Source organism: Pontibacter sp. H249, from assembly GCF_037892465.1.
GTDB lineage: Bacteria > Bacteroidota > Bacteroidia > Cytophagales > Hymenobacteraceae > Pontibacter.
This window is the reverse complement of record NZ_JBBKTR010000001.1, coordinates 134798-153468: the sequence shown is the minus strand read 5'-3', so window position 1 is coordinate 153468 and position 18671 is coordinate 134798. Positions and strand designations below refer to the sequence as shown.

Annotated in this window: 14 protein-coding genes; 13 read left to right on the top strand and 1 reads right to left on the bottom strand. The window is 41.7% G+C overall.

Annotated elements, in window-relative coordinates; all coding sequences use genetic code 11:
• Window positions 1–182: 182 nt before the first annotated feature.
• The 12 genes from WG943_RS00685 to WG943_RS00630 all read left to right on the top strand — a co-directional run bounded on the left by WG943_RS00685 (window position 183) and on the right by WG943_RS00630 (window position 15880).
• Window positions 183–2015: a hypothetical protein gene (locus tag WG943_RS00685; protein ID WP_340406136.1), complete on the top strand. Its 1833-nt coding sequence runs from the start codon at window positions 183–185 to the stop codon at window positions 2013–2015.
• An 81-nt stretch (window positions 2016–2096) separates the two neighbouring features.
• Window positions 2097–2972 carry a hypothetical protein gene (locus tag WG943_RS00680; protein ID WP_340406135.1) on the top strand — a complete coding sequence of 292 codons (876 nt, stop codon included), beginning with the start codon at window positions 2097–2099 and terminating at the stop codon, window positions 2970–2972.
• A 50-nt stretch (window positions 2973–3022) separates the two neighbouring features.
• Window positions 3023–3781 (top strand): hypothetical protein, encoded by a 759-nt coding sequence (locus WG943_RS00675; protein WP_340406133.1) that lies wholly within the window; start codon window positions 3023–3025, stop codon window positions 3779–3781.
• A gap of 163 nt (window positions 3782–3944) precedes the next feature.
• A complete protein-coding gene (locus WG943_RS00670; protein WP_340406131.1) occupies window positions 3945–5126 on the top strand; it encodes a glycosyltransferase family 4 protein in 1182 nt (393 codons plus the stop codon).
• On the top strand, window positions 5111–6157 hold the full coding sequence (locus WG943_RS00665) for a glycosyltransferase family 2 protein (protein WP_340406129.1): 1047 nt from the start codon (window positions 5111–5113) through the stop codon (window positions 6155–6157). The genes WG943_RS00670 and WG943_RS00665 overlap by 16 nt, the downstream gene beginning before the upstream one ends.
• 55 nt (window positions 6158–6212) lie before the next feature.
• Window positions 6213–7313, top strand: coding sequence for a phytase (locus WG943_RS00660; RefSeq protein WP_340406128.1), 1101 nt, complete (start codon window positions 6213–6215; stop codon window positions 7311–7313).
• A 407-nt stretch (window positions 7314–7720) separates the two neighbouring features.
• On the top strand, window positions 7721–8509 hold the full coding sequence (locus WG943_RS00655; RefSeq protein ID WP_340406126.1) for a polysaccharide biosynthesis/export family protein: 789 nt from the start codon (window positions 7721–7723) through the stop codon (window positions 8507–8509).
• Window positions 8510–8530: 21 nt separating this feature from the next.
• A complete protein-coding gene (locus WG943_RS00650; RefSeq protein ID WP_340406125.1) occupies window positions 8531–10918 on the top strand; it encodes a GumC family protein in 2388 nt (795 codons plus the stop codon).
• A gap of 90 nt (window positions 10919–11008) precedes the next feature.
• Complete coding sequence (locus tag WG943_RS00645; protein WP_340406124.1) at window positions 11009–12187, top strand: hypothetical protein; 1179 nt, start codon at window positions 11009–11011, stop codon at window positions 12185–12187.
• A 47-nt stretch (window positions 12188–12234) separates the two neighbouring features.
• Window positions 12235–13272 (top strand): glycosyltransferase family 4 protein, encoded by a 1038-nt coding sequence (locus tag WG943_RS00640; protein ID WP_340406123.1) that lies wholly within the window; start codon window positions 12235–12237, stop codon window positions 13270–13272.
• 5 nt (window positions 13273–13277) lie between these two features.
• Window positions 13278–14519, top strand: a complete 1242-nt coding sequence (locus WG943_RS00635; RefSeq protein ID WP_340406122.1) for a glycosyltransferase family 4 protein — start codon at window positions 13278–13280, stop codon at window positions 14517–14519.
• Window positions 14516–15880, top strand: a complete 1365-nt coding sequence (locus WG943_RS00630) for a hypothetical protein (RefSeq protein ID WP_340406120.1) — start codon at window positions 14516–14518, stop codon at window positions 15878–15880. Before WG943_RS00635 ends, WG943_RS00630 begins: the two co-directional genes overlap by 4 nt.
• 246 nt (window positions 15881–16126) lie before the next feature.
• Here WG943_RS00630 and WG943_RS00625 read toward each other — a convergent pair whose 3' ends face one another.
• Window positions 16127–17074, bottom strand: a complete 948-nt coding sequence (locus WG943_RS00625) for a glycosyltransferase family 2 protein (protein WP_340406119.1) — start codon at window positions 17072–17074, stop codon at window positions 16127–16129.
• Between the two features lie 284 nt (window positions 17075–17358).
• On the opposite strand from WG943_RS00625, the gene WG943_RS00620 reads away from it, so the two are divergent.
• Complete coding sequence (locus WG943_RS00620; protein WP_340406117.1) at window positions 17359–18579, top strand: glycosyltransferase; 1221 nt, start codon at window positions 17359–17361, stop codon at window positions 18577–18579.
• The last annotated feature ends 92 nt before the right edge of the window (window positions 18580–18671 follow it).

Here is an 18671-nt window from a genome sequence, read left to right as displayed (position 1 = left end):
TGCTATTTATATAAGTTACTGATTACTGGGTAAGTGTTGGTTTTAAGGCGGTTACGGTTCTGTAGCCTCCTTAAAACCAACATATACTACTCAGGGAAATAAGAATGTGTAACGTGTATTAAATACAAGAAATTACTATGCAGTTTAGCCACCATGTTTTTAACAGTTTTGCCAGCACCCTTATGTTAAAGAGAAAGAAAGCAGGGTACTCTAAAATCCTTGTTGATGCCGTTAGAGAAGTAATTCCGACGCCCTTAAAGCAAGTGTTCATCCAAAACAAGTTATTAAGAAAGTACTACTTCAGGTTAAGAAGAACCATTATCAAGCCACTAAAAACACCCAGAGTGTATATCAGGAAAGGCATTTCCAGAATGGAGTTCTTCGATATCCTACACCAGCGCAAAGTAGATTATGTATTGTTACGTTGGTGGCATAACCTGCCCGAAATTCCGGACGGGGAAGACATGGACATTCTGATAAAAGACGAGCACCGTGACCTCATAAATGATTTGGTAGTGTTTTATGACAACGGAACAGGTTTAAAATGTGATATATATACAATAGCCGGAAGCAAACATGGCTGTAGAAGAGGAATTCCATACTTTCAGGCTAACATTGCCCATACATTAATAAATAGCAGGGTAATGTACAGAGGCGCCTACGTGCCTGCTCCGTTACCATACTTTGCTGGGCTTGCTTTCCATGCACTTTTCCATAAAGGCTGTAACTCCGGTTTGCCAGGTTTTAGTGAAAAACCTGTAGATATTGAGCACAGTTATACTTCTATACTTGATGATGAGGCAAAGGAGCAGGGCATCGAAATAGAGCTTACTGCACAAGGTGTTTATAAGTGGCTGAAAGAGCAGAATTTTGCGCCTGCAGAAGATACTCTCTCTAAGCTTGTGGAACTGAAGCCGGAGTTGGCCATGCTGCAGGAAAGCCTTTATTCTGATGTAAGGGGAGGTGAGGTGGTAGTATACATTGTAAGGGAACGCCTTCTGAAAGATGGCCTCATACAGGACTTTAGAAATTTCCTAAAAGATAAATTTCATTTCGATGTGATTGATGTTCGGGAACTCTCCGCAGAAGAAAAAGTTACCTGCACCCTGAATATACGAGGCGGAAAATGGGACAAAGGACCTTATAAAGAATCAGGGGGCACACCTGCAGCCTTCGTGGTGGCATATGATTACCATCCTTGTCCGTTAACAGAAGCAGAGGCGAGGAAGCAACCCCGCATGACAAACAGAAACAACCCCAATGCAAAGTATAAATTCCGTGAGTTTGTGCACGCATCAATTGCTGAGGGTAACTATAACGGGGTACATTCTGCAGACAATGAGTTAGATGCCTGGTACTATATTTCACTTCTCGGAAAAGAGTATACCTCTAAAATTGAAAGCGAGATTGAGTTAAGAAGAGCACGTTACGCCACACGCTGGAGTCTGAAAAAAGTAATGGCTGCAGGCCCGATAGCTAAGGAGGAGTTAATTGTGTATAACGGGGAGCTGGCAGTTAAGAAAACGTACCGGGTAGGTAAAGAACGGTTTTTCCAGAGAGAGTTGTTTGCCTATAAAGAGCTATCAAATGAGTTGCCTTTTGTGCCGCCCCTGCTGGCGAGTGGAGAAGGTTATGTGATTATTCCTTTCAAAGAAAATATACTTAGTGAGCTTCCAGAAGATAAAAAGAAACAGGTGATTGCTTCTAAAAGCGCAGAGGTAAGGCATGTTATTCACAGCATGCACGCACGCGGACTAGCATATGTAGGCTTTTCTCCAGACAACATTATTGTTACGCCTGGACAAGCATTTTACTGTACGGGCTTTTCTTTTCTGCAGCAGTACACAGAGTACCCAAGCAGCATAGAGCAGGCTTATGAGGTTGCCGGTGTTCCAGCTACCTATACCGGAGATCTTCCTGAGAACTTTGATCCTGCAAAGAGCTCTTTCAGAGATGTTTGGGGAAGCTATATTGGAGCATGGGAAAACATGGCTGCACTTTCGAGCAGCTTGTAATCTAATCATTTTCAGATCTGTACTTATCTCTGGTGTAGAACCAAGGTGTAAAGTATGATTACAAAAATTATAATCTGAGATATGGCGAAATTTATAGAGTTATGTGGATCTCCGGGTGTGGGCAAATCCACCATCTTTCGGGAGCTGGAAAAAAGAATAAAAAAGCACTACAACTGCAGCACAGCTTCTACTGCTAACCCGATGGGTAATGAAGATTTGCCTGCGTTTGGGAAGAGAGTAATCGCAAGTATAAGAGGTGGAAAGAAATACCTGAACTCGAGACTCGAGACTGATTATGAATTTATCAGAAGAATCTACAAAGAGGTAAAGAACGGCAGAAACCATGTTGACCCGGAAGTGCTCAAAGCTGCAGGCGATCGGTTTGTTGCGCAGTACCCGGAGTATGTAAATGCCTGTTGGGGGAACATCTTTTATAAACAAAGCAAAAGCGCTAACGGTCTGGATCTGAGATTTGAGAAAACAGAATGGATTTACAGGATCATCAAAAAGGTGCAGGTAATCAAAGAAAACAAAACCCATAAAACTATCATTATAGACGAAGGTCTTGTGAATATGATTGACAGGGGATTATATAAAAGTGATGACCCTATTGAAGAAGAGCAGGAGATTTATAGCTTGTTGAATGTGATGCCCTTACCGGACGCACTTGTTTACATACACACAGATGTACGGGAGAATGCTGACAGGCTGTTGACCAGAGAAGTTTTACGTGATATGCACAAGGGGCTTGCACACAACGAATTGATGGAATATACACAGCGCTGCAGAGAAAGAATAATGGCTACGATAAAGTATCTTGAGTTTAAAGGTGTTCCTGTTTTGTATATAGATGCCACTAAACCCATAAAGTATAATGCACAAGCCATTATCGATTTTGCCAGCAATCTTAAGTTTAAAGAAGCCAGCGTAGCAGCCAAGGCATCAGTACTACAGTAATCAGTAAAGGCAATACCTGCCACAGCACTACTTAAAACTATAGATTTACTATGGCTAAATACATTGAGTTTGTTGGAGTACCTGGTGTTGGTAAAACCACGACCTATGATGCTTTAAAAGCGAGGTGGTCTGATAGTGAAAACTGGGTGCCATACGAGCTTTTAGGCAGCGAAGAAACATTATATAAGCAAGGAGTTCGTGAGCAGTTAATTTTGTATCTGGTAAAGCTGATAAAACCTCAGTTACTAAGCAGGCTAACGAAGAAAAGAACGGCAATTGAACAACCTTTCCGGATAAGTCCTGAGCTGCTGGAATTATTCTGGCAAAATATCGCGAAGAGTAAGCATGCTACCGGCGAGGATTTACGATTTTATGGAGTTAACTACATCAGGAGCATCTTTGAAAAGATCCAGCATGTGCTTGAAGAGCCGACTCATAAATTCTGCATAATTGATGAAGGCCTTATTCATAACTTAAACTATTTTTTAAAGAATACACAATCATACAACCTTAATCAGGAAGTGGAAAAAGCACTCGACCTGATCGACCTGCCGGCAGCTATAATCTATTTTGAAGGTGATGTAACTACTGTTGTCGATAGAACCGTTCAGCGTGGTAATTTTAGGATTCGGGACAAGTCACTTACGGCAGAGCAATTGGTTAAATCCAGAGAAGAGGCTTTGTGTGAAAAGAATATCTACATAGAGGTAATCAGGGAAAAAGGTATACCTGTGCTTACCTTAAATGCTGCAGATAGTGTTTATGAAAAAGTAAATAAAATTAAGGATTTTATTTATAGCTTATCATAAAACCAATTGCGAAAATCTTCGTCTATAGTATAAATTATATATTTTATTTAATTATTGGGAAGCGAATTTGACTTACCTTTTAACTGTTGCAGTAGTCTAAATTCCTCTTTCTCATCTCCCAAAGCTTAATTATAAGCGCTTATAATACAATTTGCAGTAGTTTATGAGAATAGCATTGTGTTCTAAAGGTAATTTTTCTCTTGAGAAAGGGTTTACCAAAAACAGGATTGAACTGGCAGATAGCCTTCAAAAACTTGGCTGGGAAACTGTGCTTGTAGATAAGCAAATGCTCGGAATTCCTGCAGAAGAAAGATACAATGCAGCCAGACATAGTTTAGCCTTAAAGGAGTTCTTTGTGGAAAATGCTGCGTATTTTGATGTGGTCTTATATGAATATGATACCCTTCCGTTTAATAGAGGCCTTTTTAACAAAGAAACATTATTTGTTGCCAGGCCAGCCATACTTGCGTTTCACGAACCTCTTACTAAAATAAAGTATGACTTGAGAGCCAGAGTGTCTTACTTATTAAAAGACATTCCTAAATGGTTCAAGGGGAAGAAAGAAAATCCAGATGCATATTATAGCCATATTCAATACTGCCTGGAGCAAACGGATTTGATTCAGGTACAAAACACTAAAGATCGCGATTTACTCATCAGGCGAGGTTTTAATGCGAATAATATTATCATTGTTCCCAACGGTATAACCCCAGAGAGAATAGCGTACTTCGGGAACATAGCGCACAAGTATGAGGAACCCTATAAAGTTGCTTTTGTTGGCACGTATGATTTTAGAAAAGGTGCGCTTGATTTTCCTGTTGTGCTAAAGTTACTGAAGAAGCGTTTCCCTACGCTACAGTTAAAGCTTTTAGGAACAAGGGGCATGTTTAATACACCAGATCAGGTGCTTCGGTTTTTCCCGAAAAAGTATCACGCATCCATCGAAGTAATACCCAGCTTTAAGTCGGAAGACCTGCCGCAGTTACTTACAGACTGCCAGATAGGAGTTTTTCCTTCATACCTTGAGAGCTTTGGTTTTGGAGCCCTTGAAATGATGTGCGCTGGACTTCCTGTTGTAGCCTACGACTGCCCCGGACCATCTGATTTTATACTTCCAGACTTACTTGTATCCATTGGTGATCCTGCTGCGCTGGCGGAAAAAGTGATTGCTGTATTAGAGAACAAGGAGATGTTGATGCAAAAAGGAAAAGAGGCCAGAGAAAAAGTAATGGCTGATTATAACTGGGACGATATTGCTTTAAATGTTGACCAGGCATATAAAAGCCACTTGAAAAGATTACGAAAGACTGCAGCTACTGCACCTGTAGCGTGTCCAGAAGCTTAACTAAGTTACCTGATGTATACTTTTTCATCTTCACCAAACTATCTGCTGTTGCCATGAACCCGCTCGTTACAATCATTATTCCTGTTTATAATTCTGAAAAGTACATTCACGATACCATTTCCAGCTGCTTAAGCCAGACCTACAGTAACCTTGAAATCTTGATTGTAAACGATGGTAGTAAAGATAACTCTGAGCAGGTAATAATGCAGTTCAGTGATAGCAGGATAAAGTATTATTTGATACCGAACAGTGGCCCTTGCTATGCCCGTAACTTTGGCATTGAAAAGGCCACAGGCGAACTGGTTCAGTTTTTAGATGCGGATGATATCTTAGACAGTGAAAAGATCGGGCAGCAGGTAAAAATGTACCAACTGCACGGAGACAGGTATGTGTATAGTGGAGTGATGGGCCATATCCTCGGAAACCAAAAACAACTGGAGGAAGGGTTTACCTTTTATTACAAAAACCTGGAGGTGGCAGAATACTTTCATCAAATGTTTGATCATTTTGGGAAGTATTATACTACCGGCATGTGGCTTTTGCCAATGAAGCTTATTCAAGAAACACATGGCTGGGATGAGAAAGTGCTCATCAATAATGACGGAGAATATTTCTCAAGAGTGATCCTGCATTCAGAAGGTATTGTTTTCTGCCCTGGATCTGTGTTTTACTACAGAAGGGATGTACCCATGAGCGTGAGTAAACGCTTTGTTTCTAAGCAAGTATTTGAAAGCTGGCTGTACTCCTATAGTTGCTATGTGAAGGGCTTTAAAACACAGCTAGACAACGACTCGGCACGTGAACTGGGAAGAAAAGCGCTTAGTGTATATTACTGCAACTCCTACCCAAATTACCCTGACCTATTACAAAACTGTAAGCAGCAGATCAGGCAATTAGGATATAAATCTCCTGCCGCTTATGGCGGTGCATCGTTCAGGTGGCTTTCTCAATTAATCGGAGTGGATAATGCATTGCGCATCAGAACATTTAAAGACAAAAGCAAACGATCCTTAGCAGCGGCAAAACAATAATATCCTTCAGTTATACTTTACTGTAGATTCCTATACTTTCATTGCTTAACCACACATGAGTAAATACATCAATTTAGCTGTTGCTATTTCGCTTATACTTCTGTCCTGCCAGGCGCAGTCGCAGGAAAAAAAGCGAATTACAGATTCTGCCGGTAAAGCAGCTTTAAAACCCATACTTATAACCGAAGAAACCAGGTTTGATACCGATGATCCTGCTATCTGGATAAACAGCGAAGATGTTAGCAAAAGCCTGATTATAGGCACAGATAAACAAACAGATGGGGCTTTGTATGTATACAATCTGCACGGTAAAATTATAGCAGATAAAGTTGTAACCGGGCTTAAGCGCCCTAATAACGTTGACGTCGCGTACGGTCTGAAATTAAACAACACACCTCTCGACATAGCTGTTGTAACCGAACGTGAATCCGGACGGATCAGGGTCTTTACTTTACCGGATATGAAGGCAATCGATAATGGCGGCATCGAAGTGTTTGTAGGGGAGAGCAGCAGGAAACCAATGGGTATAGCTTTGTACCAAAGACCTTCTGATAACGAAATATTTGCGATCATTAGCCGCAAAGAAGGACCAGAAACGAATTATCTATGGCAATACCACTTGCAAGATGCCGGAAACGGAACGGTAAAAGCCCAGTTGATACGCAAGTTCGGTAAGTTTAGTGGTCGCAAAGAAATCGAAAGTATAGCAGTTGATGATGCCTTAGGCTATGTGTATTATTCTGATGAAGGAGCTGGTATACGTAAATACTATGCTGATCCTGCTAAGAATGATAACCGGGAACTGGCATTTTTTGGTAGCGGCGACTTTAAAAAAGATATGGAAGGGATATCTGTTTATGCTACCACAGACGCTACTGGTTATATATTAATTTCTAACCAGCAGTCAAACTCCTTTATGGTGTACAAACGGGAAGGAGATGCTAAAAATCCACATAGCCATACTTTAATTGCCGAGATCCCGATGTCTACGCTAGCAAGCGACGGGTCTGAGGTTACAAATATTAACCTAGGCCCTAAGTTTCCTAAGGGCTTGTTTGTAGCCATGAGTGAGGGCAAAGTTTTTCATTATTACGACTGGCGTGACATCGATGCCATTATAAAGCGTGTTCTCAAAACTCAGGTTGCTCATAACTAACACTCTTACAAACTTTGCTTAGTGTATTTATCTGTCTGGGCAATAGCTGTTTGTGACGCATTAATTTGCTAAAGTTCCTGTGTGTTACTTGGTTAACACCTGCATTCCTACTAAAAAACTATTAGGTTAAAATCACTAAAAGATAGTTTAACAATCTTCATTATCAATCGAAAATCCTTACTAGTGCTTGATTGCAAATAAGTTATAATCGCTTCAAGCTTTACAAAGATATAGGTCTATCTATCTATACTAATAGATGTATAAAGCTATTATAACTAATTGGAGTAAAAATATTTCTTAATTATGTTAAAACACACAGTAAGTATATGCGTATAGAATAAAAATTTTATTTATTTGAATTATTTCTACCAGTTCTGTTCCGCTAAAGTACCTAAACCCTTAATTTTATGATAAGCAGAACCCTTATTATCATTTGTACTTTACTTATTGTTTCCTGCTCTCCCAGAAATCTAACTTATCTAAGTGATATCAACAAAGAATCTACGAGCATAGAGCAGATCACCAACGATGTTGATCCCAGGATTCAAGCCAATGATCTTCTGGAAATTACCATAACCAGCCTTAGTCCGGAATCGAATGTGCTGTTTAACCGAGGAGTTATAAACACGAGCATAGGTGGTGCCGGCAACAGCAGCAGCATGGCCACTGCAATGGGGGAAGGATACCTGGTCGATAAGGAAGGCAATATTATGTTCCCGGTGTTGGGTAAAGTAAAGTTATCCGGATTAACTAAGCGGGAAGCTACCGAAACACTTACAAAAAAGCTTAGCAGTTATGCCCGTGATCCTATTGTTCATATTAAATTCCAGAACTTTAAGATAACAGTTATAGGTGAGGTAAACAGCCCTTCCACGTTTAAGGTACCAAGCGAAAAGATAAACATTTTTGAAGCTCTAGGACTTGCCGGCGATATGACTGAGTTTGGAAAAAGAGAAAACGTTTTGCTGATGCGAGAGCAAAACGGACAGCGTATCACAACAAGAATTAACCTTAACAGCAAAGAAGTTCTTAATTCCCCATACTTCTATCTACAGCAGAACGACATCATTTATGTAGAGCCTGATAAGGTAAAGGCTGTACAGGTTAGCTCAGGAAGACGCAATCTGCAGTTCGGCTTGTCTATAACACTTGCCGTGTTCTCTATAGCTACTTTCTTAATGACACGGGTATTTTAATTTATTTACAGGTAACAGATTATGAGCAATAGAGAATTATTCCCGTTAAAATCTGAACAGCCAGGTACTAAAGACTTGAGGGAGGTTTTAGGGAAGTACTTAAAGTATTGGTACCTCTTTTTGATAGGAGGAGTGTTTGGTTTAGGAGGTGCTTATTTCTACTGTCTATACTTCACTGTGCCTCAGTATAGTATTGCAAGCACCATTTTGCTAAAAGATGTAAGCAATGATTTTGAGTCGGGAGCACTAGGAGAGCTCGGAGGTATAAATCCATCCAAAAACATCAACAACGAGATTGAGGTAATGTACTCCCTAACATTTATGCAGCGGGTAGTAAAGGAACTGGATCTTTCTACAAAGTATATGGTGGAAGGAAGAATAAAGGATGTAGAGATCTACGGCAAGGATGTGCCGATTAAGGTTATTGTTAGCCAGATGGACTCAAGTTCTTTCGGAAAAACAATAGGAATTCACCTTAAGTCTGCATCTGCTTTCGAATTGATAGAAGACGTTAAAAGCAAGACCTTGTTTAGTTTTGGTGATAATGAGCCAAAGCAAAAAGGAGAACTTTTCAGGTTTGGCCAGCAAATCTCAAAGCCATATGGCACTTTTACTGTTGTAGCCGCTTCGGGTGTTACGTCATCTAAAATTCCGGTTGGTAAACAGATAAAAGTAGTATTTCAGAACAACAATGACATAGCCAGGCGCTATAACCAGAAAATATCAATACAACCTATAGGCAAAGGGGCTAGTGTGCTAAGCATAAGCATGATTGACCCAATACCAGAAAAAGGGAAAAAGTTAATCAACAAGTTTATTGAAGTATATAACATAGAAGCTATCGAGGATAGGAACCTGCAAGCTGCCAGTACTATAGAGTTTTTAGATGAGCGCTTAAAGTATGTTACAACGGAGCTGACTGAGGTTGAAAAGGACGTGGAGCAGTTTAAACGCAAAAACGAACTAACCGATGTAAGCACACAAGCGTCGCAATACCTTACGCAGGCAAACGGCTACAACAGCAAACTGTCTGAGTGGGCCATCCAGATAGATATCCTGGAATCAATAGAAGAGTACATTAAAAATGATAATAACAAATATCGGATGGTGCCTAGTACACTTACCATCCAAGACCCTACTCTGGCAAGGCTGATCGCAAAATTTAATGAGTTGCAGCTGGAGCGGGAGCGTATTCTTAAAAATGCTTTCTCTAACAATCCGCTGGTGTTAAGTATAAATGAGCAGCTAGACGATCTTCGCATCAATATCATAGAGAACCTGCGAAACATCAAAAAAGGGTTGATCATTACAAGCAATAACCTAAGAGCCAATTCAGGTCTTTACCAAAATAAGATTAGCAAGGTGCCAACCATGGAGAGAGAACTGCTGGAAATAAACCGCCAGCAGTCAATTAAGCAGAACCTATACCTGTATCTCCTGCAGAAACGCGAAGAATCTGCCATGTCGTTGGCTGCAAATGGCTCAAACTCACGGGTTATTGATCCTGCCATCTCTACTAGCTATCCTGTAAGGCCAAACAAGCAGACCATTTATTTGATGTCTCTGCTGTTAGGGTTAGGCTTACCGTTTGCAGGTGTTTTTCTGAAGGAGCTGCTTAATGTTAAAATACAGTCTCAGCAGGATGTAGAGCAACTAACCCATACTCCAATCCTTGGTGAGATCATGCATAACGAGGAGGATGAAACCTTGGTGGTAACATCGGGTAATCGTTCACCTGTGGTTGAGATGATCCGACATGTTCGTGCGAAGTTGCGTTTTGCGGCAGTAGACAGAGATAATAAAACAATACTGGTTACCTCAAGTATGGGTGGTGAAGGAAAAACATTTTTCAGCATCAACCTCGGAGCAAGCCTTGTGCTTACAGGCAAAAAGGTTGTTCTGCTTGAGCTGGATATGCGTAAGCCAAAGTTAACAAAGGACTTACGAATGGCAGAAGGCTTAGGTATATCAGATTACCTGATAGCTAATGATGTGGCCATAAGCGATATAATTAAGCCATATGAAGATATGCCTGGACTGTATGTCATCAGCTCCGGACCTATTCCTCCCGATCCGACTGAGCTGATGATGTCACCGAAGCTCACGCATCTTATCAGCGAGCTTAAAGCATCATTCGATTACATTATTATCGATACGGCCCCAGTAGGCCTGGTAGCAGATGCATTTAGCTTGAGTCCGCTGATCGATTCGACTATTTATGTGGTAAGGCAAGACTATACTTACAAAAAGCAGATCGCCATCATTGATGAAATTTATAGGAATAAGGAATTAAGCAGGCCGGCTATAGTGCTGAACGATGTCAGAAATAAGTATGGGCAAAAGTATGGCTATAGCTATGGATACGGTTATACAGACACCAAAAAGAAAAAAGTACTTAACATGATCTAGCAGCTTCCCAGACAAGGTTAAAAATCAACAGTATCAGTTGTATTATTAAATCCGATAGTTGCCCCGCGACACCCTTAAAAGATCGTTACCATGACAATAGCTTTTATATGCGGATCACTTGAGCAAGGCAAAGATGGTGTAGGAGACTATACCCGCAGACTTGCCGGTGAGCTTGTAAAGCAGGGGCACAGCGTTGCGATGATGGCGCTATACGACAACTACGTTCATAAACCTGTTGAAGAAACGCAGTTAGAAGAAAGTATGGTACTTCCTGTTTTACGTATACCAGCTGGCGCCGCAAGTAAGGCACGTATCGTAAGTGCGACGACTTGGATTGCAGCATTAGATCCTGATTGGTTAAGCTTACAGTTTGTTCCGTTTGCATTTCATAACAAAGGCTTGCCGTTTTCTTTAGCCTATACTTTAACTAAAATTGGACGCGGCAGAAACTGGCATATAATGTTCCATGAGTTATGGGTGGGAGTAGAAGCTAATGCCTCTTTTAAAATAAGCTCTTGGGGATGGCTGCAAAAGCAACTTATCAAGTTCATCATCTCTACTCTAAAACCAGCTATTTTACATACACAAACCAGGCTATACCAGGCGCAATTAAATAAACTTGGCCTCGATGCATCATACTTGCCTTTATTTGGGAATATACCTCTAGTTAAAGACAATGAAGAGCCGTTGAGTTCGGAGCAGCGCAAAAGGATTATACTTGTTTCTTTTGGTGCTATCCATGCAGGTGTTCCAGTTAATAAGCTTACAGCAGAAGTAGTACAGTATGCAGCAAGCCAAAACGCAGAGCTTATACTTAAGATAGTAGGCAGAAGCGGAGCTGAACTGGCACACTGGTCTAAAGTATGGCAAGAGGCAGGGGCGAGGGTAGAGGTTTTAGGAGAACAGTCTACGGAGCAAATTTCCAGGATATTTCAAGGTGCTACAATTGGCATTTCTACAACACCACTTGTATTGGTAGAGAAAAGCGGTTCTGTTGCCGCTATGCTGGAGCATGGTTTGCCCGTACTTTGTGTGCGTCAACCTACAAGCTTTAGTTATAATATTAATGATATACCACTTGCAGGAGTACTGCAATACGTACCAGGTAATTTTGAGGCGTGCATATGTAGCAGCACCAGATTAGAAATGAAGTCATTGCTTGGTGGAGTTGCGGAAAAATTCTCAGGTGACTTACTCGAATCTTTAGAGGAAGCAAGCTGCAAAGGCTCTAAAAATCATTCTTCAAGACTAGAACTTAAGTATAGCTGATATCCGGCAAAGGTAATTAGATCCAGACCAAGTAACGATAAGCAATTATGTCCCTTAAAATTTTATTCCTGTCTCATGCTTTTTTTCCGAATGTTGGCGGAATCGAAGTTAACTCTGAAATTCTTGCTCAGGCTTTTCATGAGGCAGGGAATGAGGTACATATGCTAACGTGGTCACCAGACCCTGACAGAAAAGAGTTTCCTTATACTATCATCAGAAAACCGACTAAGTTACAGCTTATTAAAGAACATGTTTGGGCTGATGTAGTTTTTGAGAATAACCCGTGCATGCGCCTGGCTTGGCCTAACATTCTATTTAAAAAACCAACAGTGATTGCTTTAAACACATGGGTTTCGAGAGACGATGGCTCCTTGGGGTTGCAGGACAAAGCGAAACTAGTGTGGTTTAAACGAGCTAAAGAAGTAATTGCAGTAAGCGACGCAGTACGAAAGCGTTGCTGGCCAGATGCAACTGTTATTGGTAATCCTTATCGCATCAATGTGTTCAGGATGATACCGGAGGTGCCTCGCACCAGAGACTTTGTGTTTTTGGGAAGGCTTGTATCTGACAAAGGAGCTGACATGGCTATACTTGCTTTGCACAAAATTGTAAGTACTATGAGTAGCAACGGTGAGCCAAGACCCACCTTAACTATAGTAGGCGATGGTCCGGAGAAAGGAAAACTGGAGAAACTGGTATCTGATCTGGAGATGGAAGACTGTGTATACTTTACCGGCGCTTTACGCGGAGATGCCTTGAATGTGTGCCTTAACCAACACAAGTATCTACTTGCTCCATCCGTTTGGGAGGAGCCCTTCGGTAACGTTGCACTGGAGGGTATGGCCTGCGGCTGCATTCCTATAGTGGCAGATGGAGGCGGATTGCCTGACGCAGTGGGTAAGGCAGGCCTCACATTTACCCGTGGCGATGTAGATGCACTGGTATCTTCGATCAAAACAATTGTGGAGAATGCTGAACTGGAGAGCAAACTACGTTTAGAGGCAGCCATACACTTGGAGGCACACCACCCGCACAAGGTGGCAAGCCAGTACCTGAATGTAATCAAAACTGCTGCACTAAGATAAGACCTATGGGAGTTATACTTTCACACCCTACCGGAAATGCAAATGTGCGTGCTGCAGCTGTTGGCTTTAATGAAGCAGGGTTACTCCTGAATTTCAGAACATCCATCGCTTCTTTTCCAGGTAGTATGTTGGATATGCTGGGAGCTATAGGGCCGTTGGCAGAAGTCAGGCGCAGGCGCTTCGATGCCCGTTTAAGAGTTGTTACGCAGCAATGGCCCTGGTACGAAGTTGCGCGGCTGCTATCTCTAAAAGCAGGGCTCTCTTACCTCACCAAACACGAAAATGGTCCTTTTTGTGTAGATAAAGTCTATCAGACTTTTGATAAACGTGTTGCAGCCCTGCTTAAAGATTCTCAAAGGCAAGGTGTAAATACGGTTTATGCTTACGAGGATGGAGCACAGTTTTCATTTTCAGAAGCAAGAAAACATGGGCTAAAATGTTTATACGACTTGCCTATCGGGTACTGGAGAGCAGCACGTAAACTGATGGAGCACGAAAAACTGCTTAGGCCGGAGTGGGCAGCAACGCTAACCGGCTTTCAGGATTCAGAGGCAAAGCTAGCCCGTAAAGATGATGAAATCCTCATGGCAGATCACATTTTTGTAGCCAGCCAGTTTACAGCCAGCACATTAAAAGAATACCCCGGGCACCTGCCGCCAGTGCATGTAATACCTTATGGCTTTCCGGAGGTTGCTACTAACAAGGATTATGCATTGGCAAGTAGCAAACGGCCTTTAAAGTTGCTGTTCGTAGGCGGCCTTTCGCAACGCAAAGGCATAGCCAATTTATTTGAGGCTGTAGAGGCACTCGGCAACCACGTAGCGTTAACTATAGTGGGCAATAAGGCAAGTAATGACTGCCCTGTTTTGGATGCCGCGCTTTCTAAACATAAATGGATACCTAGTATGGCTCATGCAGAAGTTCTTGCCCTGATGCAGGCACATGACGTGCTGGTTTTTCCTTCTCTGTTCGAAGGTTTCGGGCTTGTAATTACAGAGGCTATGTCTCAGGGTACACCGGTTATCACCACAGACCGCACAGCTGGCCCGGAATTTATACAGCATGGGCATAATGGTTGGTTAGTAGAGGCAGGCTCAACAGAAGCACTTAAGGCAGCAATAGAGCAACTCATTAGTAAGGCAGACCTGATACGGGAAGCTGGCAAAGCAGCCATGGAAACTGCCTCAAGCAGGCCATGGGAAGTATACGGACAAGAGTTAGCAGCTGCAGTACATAAATTAGCATGAGCACAAACACCAAAGCAACAGATAACCTAAGTCTATCCTTGGATCAACGGCCGCTGGTACATTCATCTAATCTTGTAGAGACGGACCTGTGGCTTAGGAGAGGAGTTTGGCTATACTTTATACTTTTAATTATGGAAGGCGCCCTTCGCAAATGGTTTCTTCCTGGCCTGGCTACTCCGTTACTTATCGTCCGAGACCCTATTGCTTTATGGCTGGTGCTTAGTGTATGGCAGCGGGGGCAACTACCGCTTACGGCTTATGTGGCAGGCTGTGTTGGTATTGGAGTTGTTGGGATTTTTACTGCGGTTTTTCTTGGGCATGGCAGTATACCTGTAGCTTTGTTCGGGGCCCGCATACTTTTGATTCATTTTCCGTTGATGTTTGTGATAGGGCGTATATTCACACAGGCAGATGTTATCAAGTTGGGCAGAGTAACTTTAATGATAGCCATTCCGATGGCCATACTTACCGCCATGCAATTCTATAGTCCTCAGTCTGCATGGGTAAACCGTGGGTTAGGGGGCAGCGAAGAAGGAGCAGGCTTCAGTGGAGCAATGGGGTATTTCAGACCACCCGGCACCTTTTCTTTTACAAATGGGCTCAGCTTATTCTTCAGCTTTGTAGCGCCTTTTGTTTTTTACTTCTGGATCAGATCTGAAAAAATAAGCAAGTTTATTTTGATAGGAGGTACATTGGCGTTATTGGCCTCTATACCGCTCTCCATCAGCAGAAGCCTTCTTTTCTCCGTGTTGGTAACGATGTTGTTCACTGTCATTGGTGTAGCCTTCAAACCAAAATTTTTAGGACGCATCATAGTGGCATGTATCGGACTCATAATAGCGTTAGCCGCACTAAGCCAAACCAGCTTCTTTCAAACTGCTTTCGAGGCATTTACATCCCGTTTCGAAACTGCAAACAGTGTAGAAGGCGGCGTGGAAGGAGTGCTAGTTGACAGGTACCTGGGCGGACTGATTGGGCAGATCACTGGTAACGCAGATATACCACTTTTTGGGTATGGCATCGGCATGGGTACCAATGTAGGTAGTATGTTGCTAGCCGGTAAGGTAAAATATTTGATAGCAGAAGGTGAGTGGGGCAGGCTGATCGGAGAGTTAGGACTACTGATGGGAATGGGCATGATACTTTTACGCCTCGGATTTTGTGCCAAAGTTACGTGGGCTGCTTACACTAAGCTGCGAAGCGGAGATTTGTTGCCATGGGTACTGCTAAGTTTCGGCTTACTAGTGATTCCTCAAAGCCAATGGGCACAGCCAACAGCCTTAGGGTTCAGTACTTTAATCGGAGGCTTGATCATCGCATCTATGAGGGGCACAGAATGCAGCGGAGACAATGAAGTATAATCCTTTTGATTTTAAAGTAACAAACTCCGGTTAAAACTTAGAACAGTTTGATGATAGAATTATGGTCATTTTAAATTAGGGCCAAAAGTATAAATAAATCGAAAAGTTAAATCCCAATCACTTGCTTTATTTCGCATAGCGAGTGATTGGGATTTTCTATTTTTACTGCTAACAAGTTTGTATCTATACCTTCAGTTTTTCGCAACATTAGTTTTCGGTTAAAAGAGAATCATTAAAACGGCAGACTTAAATTCTCTTGGCAATCAGGTTGTTTACTTTATAAAGTATATGGTTTGGTGATAGCAAGGAAGCCAGAAAAAGGAGGTAAACAAATCTAAGGTATTCTCTCGATATGTAGGAAGTGCCCGCATTCCGGAAATAAAGTTGACTGTAAGTGAATCTCTTCCTATTTAGCCTTGTCCACCAGGAGTCCTGCTGTTTAATCGCCATATACTCTTCAAAAGTTCTTTCAGGCTTTCCAGCTCTTCGGCGATAGATGCAGTTTGTAGTGTAGTTCATCATATTGTACATCCTCATCGGGTTACTGGAGGTTGCAGCAGTAGGATGTAACCTATACTTCATCAACTCTTCCTGTATAATGACCAAAGAGAACCCCTTTTCAACTAGCCTGTTAAAAAAATCCAGGTCTTCACATGGGGTCATTTCTGTACGCAAGCCACCTGTAGTTAAATAAGCATTTTTACTGGTCATCATGCCTGTAAAAGAGCACATAATTGTTTCGTTATTTGCCAGAGCCTGTTTACAGTCTTCAGGTTTTTTGAGCCCAGGATATCGCTGTTTGCCATACATTATACTTTTATGATTAATGTAAAAGCAGTGGCAGCTGGTAGCATCAACCTCCGGGTGTGCCTTGTGATAAGCAAATTGCTTCTCCAGTCTTTCAGGGAGCATTACATCATCGGCATCCAAAAACGCTAACCACTCAGTTGTTGCCCTGGACACCAGCTTGTTAGTTGATGCAGATTTCCCACTGTTAGTTTCATAGGAAGCAATAATACGATCATCAATAGCTGCATACTTTTTAATTATCTGAGCAGAATTATCTGTTGAACCGTCATCAAGTATGATAAACTCAAAGTTTCTGAAGCTTTGGGTCAAGACGCTTTCAATGGTCTCAGCTAGGTATTTTTCCTGATTGAATACAGGCATGATCACAGAAATCTGCGGCTTCATATGCTTCTTTGGTTAAAGGGGTGATTGTAAGAATGTTCCTGTTGCTCTAAAAGGTAACAGGTGATTCTGGATCAGAATTATTTGACCGGTAATAGAATATACTTATGTGTATAATATAATAAAAAATAAAAAAGGTTACAATAAATGTCACCTTTTTATATATTTATAGTAATATACAGGGCAAACAATATACAAACTACTGTTACAGATGCTATAGTTCTTAATAAGCTATAAATAAAGTATGCTTATCGTTAAACGGTCAACATGATCTAAAAAGATAAATCATGAACATTGTCTTCTTTGCACATCCAACATTTCTAAGTTCTCAAAGCATGCCACGGTTTACCCGAATGTTGGCTGAAGGAATGAAACGCTATGGGCATAATATCGAGGTTTGGTGTCCGGAGCCAATTTTACATCGCTTTCCTGCACCAGCAAGTATAAAAAAATGGCTCGGTTACATTGATCAGTATATTTTGTTTCCGCGCGAGGTTCACACTCGGTTAAAGCAATGTGCTCATGATACTCTTTTTGTTTTCACGGATCATGCTTTAGGTCCTTGGGTGCCTCTGGTGTCGGATAGGCCTCACGTTATTCATTGTCATGATTTTCTTGCCCAAATGTCTGCACTCGGTAAAATTAAGGAGAACCCCATCAGTTGGACAGGACGCCTTTACCAGCGTTATATCAGGGATGGTTACTCCAGCGGCAGGCACTTTATCCCTGTGTCTTACAAAACTCAGTCCGATCTTCATAAATTACTCCCAAATTCTCCGCTTACATCAGAAGTTGTGTACAATGGGCTAAACGGAAAATTTTCCCCGCATAAGGTCTCAACTGCTAGAACCATTTTGAGTGCGGAGTCGGGATATAATTTGTCGGGTGGGTATTTATTGCATGTTGGGGGTAACGAATGGTATAAGAACCGTACAGGTGTAATAAAACTTTATAACGAATGGCGAAAAAAGAGCTCAGTTAAGTTACCACTTGTGATGGTTGGCCGAGCGCCCTCTTATCAGCTTCAGGAACTACAAGCGCAATCACCTTTTGCGGAGGATATACATTGGGTAACCGACCTTACGGATGAAATGGTGCGCCTCGCATACGCTGGGGCCAATGTGCTACTGTTTCCGTCTTTAGCAGAAGGGTTTGGCTGGCCAATTGCAGAAGCGATGGCTTGCGGCTGTCCCGTTATCACAACCGACGATGCCCCAATGACAGAGGTGGCTGGCACTGCAGGATTTTATATACCACGCATGCCTGCAACAAACGAATGCATAGAGGAGTGGACCAAAGATGCATCGCATGTACTGGAGCATGTCGTATTACTTCGGAAACATGAACGAGAAGAGGTAGTAAAAAGGGGGTTAGAAAATGCCGCCAGGTTTAATACTGAACAATCATTAAGAAAGATAGAATACATTTACCAACACATACTTGATACTGAATTTAATACTGCAGTTAAACTAGGCATAAGTAAGACAGAAATGCAAATGCAAAGTTAAAATCAATTTCAAATAGTTATAATTAATATATTTTAAATACAACTTATTGATGTGCTTATCAGTATATAGGGCTATACTTATCTACTGTGTAC